The following is a 12,442-nucleotide window of genomic DNA, read 5'->3' as shown; positions in this document are numbered from 1 at the left end:
TGAAAACTCTCTTAGGTAACTTAATCAATATAAAGTAATTTGACATTTCACAAGCACCAATAAAAAGTATAAAATGTATCACTATTTAATTTGTAGAAAAAAATTAATTCAACCACAAAGATAACATCATGCAAAAGTTTAATGTCAAAACCTTTCAGGGTTTAATACTTACGTTACAAGATTATTGGGCTAATCAAGGTTGTACAGTGATTCAGCCATTAGATATGGAAGTCGGTGCAGGAACTTCTCATCCAATGACCTGTTTAAGAGCACTAGGTCCGGAACCAATTAACGCCGCCTACGTTCAACCATCTCGTCGCCCTACTGATGGTCGCTATGGTGAAAATCCTAATAGGTTACAGCATTATTACCAATTTCAAGTTATCTTAAAGCCATCACCGGACAACATCCAAGAGCTTTACTTAGGTTCATTAAAAGAACTTGGTCTTGATCCAACTGTAAATGATATCCGTTTTGTTGAAGATAATTGGGAAAATCCAACATTAGGTGCCTGGGGATTAGGTTGGGAAGTTTGGTTAAATGGTATGGAAGTCACCCAATTTACCTATTTCCAACAGGTTGGTGGACTTGAATGTAAACCCGTTACTGGTGAGATCACTTATGGTTTAGAACGCCTTGCTATGTATATTCAAGGTGTCGATAGCGTTTATGATCTAATCTGGAGTGATGGAGCCTTTGGTAAAACCACTTATGGTGATGTTTTCCATCAAAACGAAGTTGAACAATCTACTTATAATTTCGAATACGCTAATATTGATTTCTTATTTTATTGTTTTGAACAACATGAAAAAGAAGCCAAAATGTTACTCGAGTTAGAAAAACCGCTACCACTACCGGCTTATGAACGTATTTTAAAAGCCGCTCACTGTTTTAATTTACTTGATGCCCGCAAAGCAATTTCGGTTACTGAGCGACAACGTTATATATTGCGAATCAGAACATTAACCAAAATGGTGGCTGAAGCATATTACGCGTCTCGTGAAGCACTTGGTTTCCCAATGTGCCAAAATTCAAGTTCTAACCAAAATGCATCTAAGTAGGAATTGATATATTATGCAAAAAACATTTCTAGTAGAAATCGGTACTGAAGAGTTACCACCGAAATCACTTCGCACTTTGGCTGAAAGCTTTGCAGCTAATTTTATTGAACAACTTGATAATGCTAACTTGGAACATGGTGAAGTGCTTTGGTACGCATCACCACGCCGTTTAGCTTTAAAAGTTTTAAATTTGAATGATACCCAACCTGATAGCCAAGTTGTAAAGCGTGGTCCAGCGGTAAGTGCGGCATTTGATGCAAATGGCAATCCAACCAAAGCAGCGGAAGGTTGGGCACGAGGTTGTGGCATTGATATCTCTCAAGCCGAGCGCATGCAAACAGATAAAGGTGAATGGTTATCTTATACTCACAATCAAAAAGGTCAGCCTGTCGTTAATTTATTATGTGATATGGTTAAAAACGCCTTAAGCAAACTGCCTATTCCGAAACCTATGCGTTGGGCGGCTCGCCAAGTTGAATTTATTCGACCAAGTCATACGGTAACCATGTTATATGGTGATGAATTGGTTCCCGGTGTTATTTTGGATATTCAATCAGCTCGAATCATTCGCGGACACCGCTTTATGGGCGAGCAAGAATTTACCATTGATAATGCTGACCAATATCCTGAAATTCTTGAACAGCGCGGTAAAGTTATCGCCGACTATAATAAACGCAAAGCAATTATTAAACAGCAAGCTGAAGCCGCCGCAGCTAAACTCAATGGTAAAGCAGATTTAACCGAAAGCTTACTCGAAGAAGTATCATCATTGGTTGAATGGCCAGTAGTATTGACAGCAAAATTTGAAGAGAGATTTTTGGACGTTCCAGCTGAGTCATTGGTCTACACCATGAAAGGTGATCAAAAATATTTCCCAGTTTATGATAAACAAGGAAAACTATTACCAAACTTCATTTTTGTTGCCAATATTGAATCCAAAGATCCACAAGTGGTTATTTCTGGTAATGAAAAAGTGGTTCGTCCACGCTTAGCTGATGCCGAATTCTTCTATAAAACAGACTTAAAACAACGTTTAGCTGATCGCCTTCCACGCCTTGAAACAGTTCTGTTCCAACAACAACTTGGTACAGTTAAAGATAAAGCGCTTCGTATAGAAGCCTTATCAGGCTTTATCGCCGAAAAAATTGGCGCTGACATTGAACAGGCCAAACGAGCAGGAAAATTAACTAAATGCGATTTAGTTACCAATACGGTATTTGAATTTCCCGAAACGCAAGGCATCATAGGTCGCTATATAGCGATTAAAGATGGTGAAACTATTGAAGTCGCCACCGCTATAGAAGAACAATATAAACCACGTTTTTCCGGTGATGAACTACCAAGTACCGCTGTGTCTAGTGCAGTATCTATTGCCGAAAAAATGGATACATTGGCCGGTATTTTTGGTATAGGGCAGCACCCTAAAGGTGATAAAGACCCATTTGCTCTTCGCCGTGCAGCTATTGGCGTATTACGCATTATTGTTGAAAAAAGCTTACCGCTTGATTTGGTTGAGCTAGCCAATTTTGCCACATCATTATATGGTAATAAATTAACCAACAACAATGTCGTTGAAGACATTGTCAATTTTATGCAAGGTCGATTCCGTGCATGGTATCAAGAAAAAGGATTCTCGATAGATACTATTCAGGCTGTTTTGGCAATCAATCCAACCAAGCCAGCAGATTTTGATACCCGTGTTAATGCGGTTACACATTTTAGAACGTTACCTGAAGCATCTTCGTTAGCCGAAGCAAATAAACGCGTATCAAATATTTTGTCTAAAACCGAAAACGCTATCCCTGAAAATATTAACGCTTCATTGCTTGAAGCGGGTGCTGAAGGCGATCTAGCCATGCAAATAGCAATATTGACAGACAAGTTAGCACCTTACTTTTCTGAAAGCCGATATCAAGATGCCTTAATTGAATTAGCATCACTTAAAGCACCTATTGATACATTTTTTGAAAAAGTAATGGTCATGGTTGATGACGAAAAAATTAAACTAAACCGATTGGCGCTTTTAAAGAAACTACAAAATTTATTTTTGAAAGTTGCCGATATATCTTTACTACAATCATAACTATTGAATTAAATCTCTATACCGTGGTAATACATGTATTACCACCCATAAGGAAAAACGATGAACTCACAAAATAATTTATCATTTTTTGTTACTTTTGAACAAACAATTAACTTTATTCGTAATCGCTTTGTGGCAATTGCGATCGCTAGCATAGTAATTTCATTAGCTAGTTCACTATTAACCTATCTTATTATGGATCCATCAACCTTTGCAGCAACTATGATATATTACAGCAATCCAGCTGATATAGTTGGTGCAATATTTGGAATATTACTTCTTTTATTTATTATATATATCTTCATTTCGTCAGTAATGATAGGTATTATTTATAATTTATCAACTAGTGATAAATTTGATCTGAAATTAGTATTAGAACGACTATTACCTGCGTTTTTAAATCTTTTAGGTTTTGCCTGTATTTATTCTATTATAGTAATTGTAATAACCATTGTGTTTTCTTTAATTTTTGCAATTATCGGTTATATCTTACCATCACGCGCAGCTAACATTTTAATACTATTATCATGTGCGACAATTGGATTATTTTTAAGTGTCATTATATATTATTTTTGTGCTTCATTAATCCGTCCAAGTTCAAAAGGTTTTTTTCAAAAATTTGCTGATTGCCATAAATTAACGGCAACACAATGGAAAGCGCCTTTGTTAATGGTTTTAATTAGTTGGGTTATAAATGTAGTACTATTTTTTATTAGTGCAATGCTAGGTAATAATATTGTTGTAATGATTATTTATTCAGTATTATCTACATTTCTTGGTTTCTTTGTATATAGCTTCTTCTTCCGCTTATACAGCGCATCTAATGTGGCTGAAAAACCGAATTTAGATGATAATAATCAAAACAACCAAAAAGTTATCTCTTAGTTGGCTTTTTAATGTAGTATATAGTTTAGTTTAATCATATAAATCCCTATTAATAACAATTAGTAGGGATTACTCACTCCTTACTTATAATATTTTACTATTATGACTCCAGCCATTAGATTGCTTAAAAAGCATAAAATTAAATTCAATATTCACCAATATCAACACGATAGCCATCAAAGTCATTATGGTCAAGAAGCAGCTAATAAACTCGGGATGGAACTTAATATTGTTGCCGGTCAGATATTTAAAACTTTAGTCGTAAGTTTGAATGGTGACAATAAAACCTTAGCTGTTTGTGTATTACCGGTTGATTGTACATTAGATCTTAAACAAGCCGCTAAAATTCTAGCTTGTAAAAAAGTCGAATTAGCTGATCCGCAGTTAGCACAAAAAAGGACCGGTTATATAGTTGGCGGTATAAGTCCTTTAGGGCAAAAACAACAATTACCCACACTTATTGATAATAGTGCCGAACAATATGCAACCATAATGGTTTCCGGTGGCAAAAGGGGATTAGAAATCGAAATATCACCAGAGGATTTAGCCACTGAATTAAATGCTAAATTTGCTAAACTAACGGTTTAAATCGCGCTAGATGATAGTGGTGAAAATATTTATCAAGAACAGAATAGCGAAAAACGAAAATTGAATTAGTGATGAATGTAAAATAGTAAAGCCATAACTTATTGGTTATGGCCTTAGGAAATTCACTATAGAAAGCAACAAAAATTATTTAATAGCTTCTTTTAAGCTTTTACCAGAAACGAAAGCAGGTACTTTGCTTGCCGCAATTTTGATTTCTTTACCTGTTTTTGGATTACGACCAGTACGAGCTTTACGATCATTAACTTTAAATGTACCAAAACCAACTAATTGAACCGGCTCACCAGCTTTTAATGATTCAGTAATAGCAGCTAGAGTTGCTTCTAAAGCAGTTTTTGCTGCAACTTTAGTAATATCAGCTTTACTAGCAATAGCATCTACAAGTTCTGTTTTATTCATGGAATATCCTTACATATTTATTTTATTGTTAAAGTTAACATTATAAACAAAGTTGAAACCTAACTCTGCTTCTGTAAACGTGATTTAGATTACGTAGCTATTAAATGTAGTCTATATTTGCTCAATGTTAAAGAAAAATTTAATAGAAATTAAAAAAATAATGCTTCAACTGGCTTGATCGCTCAAAAAAACACCAATATTGCTAATTTCTGCTGACCGAATGTCCATTTTAAGACCGCGAATCAAATCAATGCTTTCATTATTTTCATCAGTTAATAATCGATATATTTCCCATTGCAAATCAAATTCTTCAATTACACAAGGTAAAGATGATTGTTCTTCTTCTGCCAGCTCAATATTATCTTTGGTCATTTCAAATTCCGCCACAGTAGTTGCGGAGATACTGCTAACTCTGGCTGTATGTTCCACTATTTCACCACTGATAAAAGAGTGTAAAATCTCACTCAGTGCCTGACAAGCATCAATAGCAGGGTAAACCATATATGGGCTATCATCATTGACAATTGGAATTAGTGATTCTAGTTTCTCGAGTTGTAAGTCAAAATTGATTTTTACATTTTCAACTAACAATGATTCCCAAATGAGATCAAGAATTTTTTTATATCCAACAGCTGACAGTTCATCTTGTTGCAAATTGCAATAGTAAATAAAGTTTGGGTACATTCGTTCACATAAACAAACCATAAACAAACGCTGCTTCCAGACTGGCAACTTTGCTAGTCTTAATTGAACTGGATTTTTAATCATGGATGAAACCTTTTTGACTGTTTGTGTACTGCATCAACTAAATATTGCACATGCTCAATCGGAATATCTTGGTGAATACCGTGACCTAAATTAAAAATATGACCATTATAGTGACCAAATTCCGCTAAAACTGACTCTACGTTAGACGCAATAGTTTCTTGATTGGCATATAATATTGCCGGATCTAAATTACCTTGTATGGCAATATTACCTTTTTGGTCTATTTGATTCAAATCAACTGTCCAATCTACACCGATTGCATCACTCCCTGAGTTAGAAATCGCATCAAGCCATAAACCGCCACCTTTGGTAAATAGCGTCACCGGAATATAAGAGGTAATATTCTGGCTTTTCTTACCACGTTTTAGTTGCGATATAATTAATTGCATATAATGCAATGAAAAACTACGATAACTTTGGTGACTAAGTGCTCCGCCCCAGGTATCAAAGATCATAATTGATTGCGCGCCAGCCGCTATTTGAGCATTTAAATATAGTGCCACACTGTTAGCTAATTTTTCTAATAGTAAATGTAGTGCTTTAGGTTCGCAATAAAGCATTTTCTTTATTTTAGTGAATGTCCTACTGCTGCCACCTTCAACCATATAAGTCGCTAACGTCCAGGGGCTACCAGAGAAACCAATCAATGGGACTTTACCATCTAATTCTTGTTTGGTTAAACGAATAGCATCCATGACGTAGGTCAGCGATTCTTCTGGATCAGGTACTGGCAATTGGGTTATATCATTTAAACAAGAAATTGTTTTTTTAAATTTCGGTCCTTCGCCTGTTTCAAAATATAAACCAAGACCCATTGCATCGGGAATAGTTAAAATATCGGAAAAAATAATAGCGGCATCAAGGTCAAAGCGTTGTAGTGGTTGTAAAGTCGCTTCACAGGCCAGTTCTGGGGTTTGGCACATAGTCATGAAATCACCCGCTTTAGCTCTAAGTTGTCGATATTCAGGTAAGTATCGACCGGCTTGGCGCATCATCCAAATTGGCGTGTAGTCTACAGGTAAACATTGTAAAGCTCGTAAATAACGGTCGTTTTTCAATTGGTTCATCTTTTTAGCTCTATAAATAGTAATAGAAGGTAAATTACATAGAACAATATACTATGATCAGATAAAAATAGTTAATCTGACTGTTATTTGCGTTCTTGATGTTGTGACAATATCCGTTGTGCGTAACGAATCAATGTTTCGGATATATTTTGCATCACGCTACTTTCAGGCGCAAAACGATGCCAATAAAGCATTCGTCTTTGGAATAAACCTTCGGTTAAATTAACCAATTCGCCATTTTTTAACTCCTGCTCGACTTGTAGCATCGGAATCATACAGCAAGCAGAACCTTGTTTAGCTAATTGAACAAAAGCTTCAGATGAACTGGTTATATGGCAAATCACACTACCAGGGGTAAGATTAAAGTTCTCTTGCAAGAAGGCTTGATGCATGTCATCCAAATGGTCAAATGCTACCGCTGGAGCTTTTAACAGCGATGAACGGGTTACGCCATTAGGGAAGTATTTTTTGGCAAATTCCGGAGAAGCAACAAAAATATAGTCCAATGCACCCAATAAATCCGATAAACAACCTGGTAACGGATTAGGTTGAATACTAATAGCCGCAACCACCGTTCCTAAACGTAGTAGTTCTAAAGTATGCTCTTCATCTTTGACTTGAATATCAAAACGTAAAATATTTTTATCTAATACCGGTTTTAAAGCAGGTAAAAACCATGTTGCTAAAGAGTCTGCATTAATGGCGATGGATAATGATAGTGGTGTCGTATTTTGTTCATTGTCGCCTAACCATTGTTGTTCCAACAATTCTACTTGATGCAATAATCCTAAAAGATGCTCCCCTTGTTTAGTTGCTTTTGGGGGAATCGTTCTCACTAAGAGTTGCTGACCAAAAAAACTTTCCAATTGTTTAATTCGTTGCGAAACCGCTGGTTGTGTAATACACAATTTATCAGCTGCTCGTTCAAATCCTCGCTCTTTTATCACTGCATCTAATGCTTGTAATGCTCTATAATCTGGACGCTTCATAATCTCTTTACTAATGATTTGATCTACGCTTGGTCATTCAAGCTACTTTAATTTTGCAAAAAAATTCAAATCGTTTTAAAACTTTATAGATTTTCTAAAAATACTAATGATTTTTGCTTTCCAATTGGTTACTATGCCATATCTTAAATAATTTTGCTTTTAAAATTTTATTTTTTTTGATCGAAATTGGATTTACACACGGTGATATCATGACACAAGATGAACTAAAAAAAGCAGTGGGTTGGTCTGCGCTAAAATTTGTTAAACCTGATTCATTAGTCGGCGTAGGCACAGGATCTACCGCAGCACACTTCATTGATGCCTTAGCTACAATGAAAGATCAGATAAAAGGAACTGTCTCTAGTTCAGAAGCCTCAACTCAAAAATTGAAAAGCTATGGCATACCAGTATTAGACTGCAATGATGTTGATAGCTTAGATATTTATGTCGATGGAGCAGACGAAATTAATCATAATATGCAAATGATTAAGGGCGGAGGTGCCGCATTAACCCGAGAAAAAATTGTATCGGCTCTGGCAAAACAGTTTATCTGTATCGTTGATGAATCCAAAGTGGTAGATGTGCTAGGTAAATTTCCACTACCTGTAGAAGTGATTCCGATGGCACGCTCTTATGTTGCTCGTGAATTATTCAAACTTGGTGGCAAACCCATCTATCGGCAAGGTGTGATTACCGACAATGGTAATGTCATTTTAGATGTTCATGATCTTGTCATTGCCAAACCAATGGAATTAGAAGATCGAATTAATAGTATACCCGGTGTGGTCACAGTGGGATTATTTGCCAATAAAGGAGCAGATATCGCCTTAGTCGGTACCAGTTCTGGCGTAAAAGAAGTAACAAAAAAATAGATTGCAGTTTTAATGTTGCATCATAAATTGATTTAAATATAAAAAATAGAGAGGAAGAGATGGTTGTTCAAGCGTTAACTAAAGATGAAAATAAGTTTCTATTACTTGAAGGTGTCCACCCTAGTGCGATTGAAACACTTAAATCGGCAGGCTTTAACAACATCGAATATCATAAAGGTGCACTATCGCGATCCGAACTCGAAGCGGCATTAAAAGATGCAAGATTTATTGGTATTCGTTCAAGAACACATTTGACCAAAGATATCATCGATGCCGCTCCAAAACTAGCGGGAATTGGCTGTTTCTGTATTGGTACTAATCAAGTTGAACTTGATGCAGCGACAGTTAAAGGAATCCCTGTTTTCAATGCGCCATTTTCCAATACTCGTTCGGTTGCTGAACTAGTGTTAGCCGAAGCAATCTTATTACTTCGTCGTGTGCCGGAAGCTAATGCCAAAGCTCACCAAGGTAAGTGGAACAAATTAGCTACCGGCTCTCATGAAGCACGCGGCAAAAATTTAGGCATCATTGGTTATGGGCATATTGGTAGTCAATTAAGTGTATTGGCTGAATCATTAGGCATGAATGTTTATTTTTATGATATCGAAACCAAATTACCGCTAGGCAATGCTAAACAAATTTCAACTATGAAAGAATTACTTGCGATGAGTGATATTGTCAGCATGCATGTTCCTGAAAATTCAACCACCATTAAAATGATTGGTAAATCAGAAATCGATATGATGAAATCAGGTTCAATATTGATAAATGCTTCCCGCGGTAGTGTGATTGATATCGAGGCCTTAACTCAAGCGCTAGAAAACAATAAACTTAGTGGTGCTGCAATTGACGTTTTTCCTAGTGAACCAGCAACCAATAATGACCCATTCGAATCACCACTATGTAAATTCGATAATGTGATTATCACTCCACATATCGGTGGTTCAACCAGTGAAGCCCAAGAAAATATTGGCATTGAAGTTGCAACTAAATTAGCTAAATATTCAGACACAGGAGCAACCCTTTCGGCGGTTAATTTCCCGGAAGCTTCCTTACCGATTCCAGCGAAAGGCTCGAGTCGCTTTATCAATATTCACCACAATCAACCCGGGGTATTGACGGCCATAAATACACTATTTGCGGAACAAGGTTTAAATATTTCAGCTCAGTATTTACAAACTGATGCCAAAATTGGTTATGTGGTTATTGATATTGATAGAGTAGAACAAAATAAAGCGGAAGAGTTATTGGTGAAATTAAAAAATGTAGTCGGTACAATTCGAGCAAGATTACTGTTTTAATCTGTGTTAGCCAAGCGTTCGGGTGATAATATTCAAGGTAGTGTTAAAGGATAATAGCGTCCGAGCGCATGATAACGCGTTCTAAAACAATTTGATTCTAAAACAGTTTGTGTTATGAAACAAATTAAGCATTTTAAGACGTTACGATTAGTGACCAGCAACCCCATCTTACATAAAATTATCAGAATTGGTGGTTAAATATCGGGTTTATCAGCCAATATTGAGCGTGGCAAAACTCCATTGCGCAAATTTTTCAGATTCTAAAAATGCATTATTTATCTAACGGTTTTACTTTTATAACTTTGATGCCTTTCTCAATTAGGGCGTCATAATATTTATCATCTAAATTATTGTCGGTAATAATGGTATCAACTGATTCAATATCACAAACCACATTTGGGCTGCGTCGTCCGAATTTGGTTGAATCAACCAATAAAATTAATTTAGCAGCAGCTTTACTCATCGCCACACTGCCATGATAACTCTCATTGAAAGTTGTTACACCACCAACAACATCGACACCATCAGCCCCCATAAATAATTTATCAAAAGAATAAGATTCAAAAGCAGCAATTGCGGAGGCATTATTACTATGAAACGAGGCTGATTTACGACGAAAGGTACCACCGGTTAGAATAATGGTTTGATCATCATCATTCGCCACCAGTTCATTAACCATGTGTAAGCTATTGGTCATAATAGTTAAATTATTAAATTGAGCTAACATGGGGATCATCTGCGCTACAGTACTACCGGCATCAAAAATAATTGAATCACCTTCATGAATCAGTTTTGCGGCTTCTTGAGCTATCGCTTTTTTCGCGGCGGTATTGATGTAGGTTTTATGATCGATAGCTCGGTCACCGATTTCTCGATTTAACATCGCACCACCATAAGTCCGCAGGACTAAACCACTCTCATTAAGTTGCGTCAGATCTTTTCTTATTGTCGTTCCAGTAGTTCGAAAATGAGCCACTAATTCATCAACACTAACCTGTCCATGATTCTGTAAATATTCTAAAATTGCCGTCTGCCTTTGTTTAACTTTCATGCCAAGATTCCATTATTTTCACAGTAAATAAGATCATTTATTTTGCAAGATAGTATACTTCAATCTAAAAGAAAATACTTTTCAAAATAAATGTTATTTACTATTTGCTCGCAGTTAGTGCGGTTGACAATGCACTTTGCGAAGCAGGATCATTCGGATATATCGTTTCAGGAATAATTTCTTTTGCATTAAGTCCAAGTAATTGAGGAATGGTTTTAGGTAGTGCAAATACTGTAATGCCTTTCATGGTAATTGAATCAATTACCGTTTGGTTTTCGTCCAAAGAAACAGCAATTAAAACTCGCGGCTTAAACCATTTGGTTTGGCTACGACCAACACCTAAATATCGCCCCTTTTTCATCGCTAAAAAAGCATGATTAAACCGGCGGATTTGCAACCAACTAAAAATGATTTGGACACACCATGCCATAAGTGCAAAAATTATTAACGTTGTAGTCATATTCATGGTTATCTCCAGTAATAGTTTATGCTAAACAAACAATGCGAAAGTGCTAAATTGACACTTCCGCACTATATTTTATATTAATACATGATGTTATATTAAAACATGATCTTAATTAGAACATGACTTGTCCGCCAGTAATATTGATTGATTGACCAGTACAATAAGAGGCTTTATCACTCGCGTAAAATAGCAGTACATTAAGTACATCTTGATAATCACAACCCCGTTTAAGTGGCACTTTATCAATATAAACTTGCTCTACCTCACTTTCTGGTATACCCAATTTTTTAGCGTATTGAGGAATTAATGATTGGAACATTGGTGATTTCAAGAGATTACCTAACATTAAGGAATTTACAGTAATACCATAATCAGCAAGATCGAGCGCAAGTGATTGAGTTAAACCAACGCCACCAAATTTAGCTGCACTATAACCGGAATTATGTTTACTACCAACTTTGCCTGATTTGGAATTGATTTGAATAATTCGACCAGCTGTATTATGTTTGAGCATTAATTTAGCAAATTCACGAGCACATAAAAAATACCCGGTAAGATTAACGTCTACTGATAATTGAAAATCCTTTAAGGCAAAGTTAGTGATGGGTGCCGCTTTTGCTATACCTGCGCTATAAACCATTAAATCAGCTCGATTAAAGGTATTATCAACATCTTGTGCAAGTTTAATCACACTCTCTTCGTTAGTTGCATCAACACCAAATCCTTTAGCCGTACCGGCTCCATGTTTCTGGTTAATTGCATCAGCAACTTTAATTGCATTATCAACATTTAAATCGGCAACCGCTACATGATAACCAGCATCGGCAATACCTTTACATAAAAATTCCCCTAAAGTTTGTCCACCACCTATGATAACTGCAACTTTTTTCATTG

At 36.1% G+C, this 12,442-nt stretch carries 13 protein-coding genes; 6 read left to right on the top strand and 7 right to left on the bottom strand.

The genetic code is table 11. The annotated features are described in order from the left end of the window. Window positions 1-128 precede the first annotated feature (128 nt). The 4 genes from glyQ (at window position 129) to ybaK (ending at window position 4,617) form a co-directional block, all read left to right on the top strand. On the top strand, window positions 129-1,061 hold the full coding sequence (gene glyQ, locus DKK70_RS14730; RefSeq protein ID WP_034883827.1) for a glycine--tRNA ligase subunit alpha: 933 nt from the start codon (window positions 129-131) through the stop codon (window positions 1,059-1,061). A 10-nt stretch (window positions 1,062-1,071) separates the two neighbouring features. Then, window positions 1,072-3,144 (top strand): glycine--tRNA ligase subunit beta, encoded by a 2,073-nt coding sequence (glyS, locus tag DKK70_RS14725; protein WP_110434664.1) that lies wholly within the window; start codon window positions 1,072-1,074, stop codon window positions 3,142-3,144. A gap of 60 nt (window positions 3,145-3,204) precedes the next feature. Then, window positions 3,205-4,029 (top strand): hypothetical protein, encoded by an 825-nt coding sequence (locus tag DKK70_RS14720; protein WP_110434663.1) that lies wholly within the window; start codon window positions 3,205-3,207, stop codon window positions 4,027-4,029. A 102-nt stretch (window positions 4,030-4,131) separates the two neighbouring features. Next, window positions 4,132-4,617, top strand: coding sequence for a Cys-tRNA(Pro) deacylase (ybaK, locus tag DKK70_RS14715; RefSeq protein ID WP_110434662.1), 486 nt, complete (start codon window positions 4,132-4,134; stop codon window positions 4,615-4,617). Window positions 4,618-4,761: 144 nt separating this feature from the next. Here ybaK and DKK70_RS14710 read toward each other — a convergent pair whose 3' ends face one another. The 4 genes from DKK70_RS14710 to DKK70_RS14695 all read right to left on the bottom strand — a co-directional run bounded on the left by DKK70_RS14710 (window position 4,762) and on the right by DKK70_RS14695 (window position 7,858). Then, a complete protein-coding gene (locus DKK70_RS14710; protein WP_110434661.1) occupies window positions 4,762-5,034 on the bottom strand; it encodes an HU family DNA-binding protein in 273 nt (90 codons plus the stop codon). 165 nt (window positions 5,035-5,199) lie between these two features. Then, window positions 5,200-5,802, bottom strand: a complete 603-nt coding sequence (locus DKK70_RS14705; protein WP_110434660.1) for a YjaG family protein — start codon at window positions 5,800-5,802, stop codon at window positions 5,200-5,202. Next, the gene (gene hemE / locus DKK70_RS14700; protein WP_110434659.1) at window positions 5,799-6,869 is read right to left on the bottom strand and encodes a uroporphyrinogen decarboxylase; all 1,071 of its coding nucleotides are present in this window, start codon (window positions 6,867-6,869) and stop codon (window positions 5,799-5,801) included. The genes DKK70_RS14705 and hemE overlap by 4 nt, the downstream gene beginning before the upstream one ends. An 83-nt stretch (window positions 6,870-6,952) precedes the next feature. Next, window positions 6,953-7,858, bottom strand: coding sequence for a LysR family transcriptional regulator ArgP (locus DKK70_RS14695; protein ID WP_034883838.1), 906 nt, complete (start codon window positions 7,856-7,858; stop codon window positions 6,953-6,955). Between the two features lie 209 nt (window positions 7,859-8,067). Here DKK70_RS14695 and rpiA point away from each other — a divergent pair, with 209 nt between their 5' ends. Then, the gene (rpiA, locus tag DKK70_RS14690) at window positions 8,068-8,730 is read left to right on the top strand and encodes a ribose-5-phosphate isomerase RpiA (protein WP_110434658.1); all 663 of its coding nucleotides are present in this window, start codon (window positions 8,068-8,070) and stop codon (window positions 8,728-8,730) included. A 59-nt stretch (window positions 8,731-8,789) separates the two neighbouring features. After that, complete coding sequence (gene serA, locus DKK70_RS14685) at window positions 8,790-10,031, top strand: phosphoglycerate dehydrogenase (RefSeq protein WP_110434657.1); 1,242 nt, start codon at window positions 8,790-8,792, stop codon at window positions 10,029-10,031. 271 nt (window positions 10,032-10,302) lie between these two features. Here serA and srlR read toward each other — a convergent pair whose 3' ends face one another. The 3 genes from srlR to srlD form a co-directional block, all read right to left on the bottom strand. Next, the gene (gene srlR, locus DKK70_RS14680; RefSeq protein WP_034883842.1) at window positions 10,303-11,082 is read right to left on the bottom strand and encodes a glucitol operon DNA-binding transcriptional repressor SrlR; all 780 of its coding nucleotides are present in this window, start codon (window positions 11,080-11,082) and stop codon (window positions 10,303-10,305) included. Between the two features lie 100 nt (window positions 11,083-11,182). Then, window positions 11,183-11,548, bottom strand: a complete 366-nt coding sequence (locus DKK70_RS14675; RefSeq protein WP_219999834.1) for a transcriptional regulator GutM — start codon at window positions 11,546-11,548, stop codon at window positions 11,183-11,185. Window positions 11,549-11,660: 112 nt separating this feature from the next. Next, complete coding sequence (gene srlD / locus DKK70_RS14670; RefSeq protein ID WP_110434656.1) at window positions 11,661-12,440, bottom strand: sorbitol-6-phosphate dehydrogenase; 780 nt, start codon at window positions 12,438-12,440, stop codon at window positions 11,661-11,663. Window positions 12,441-12,442: the final 2 nt, after the last annotated feature.

It is taken from the genome of Gilliamella apicola, from assembly GCF_003202655.1.
Lineage (GTDB): Bacteria > Pseudomonadota > Gammaproteobacteria > Enterobacterales > Orbaceae > Gilliamella > Gilliamella apicola_R.
Note: the sequence above shows the minus strand (reverse complement) of the source record. Positions and strands in the feature narration are given on the sequence as shown.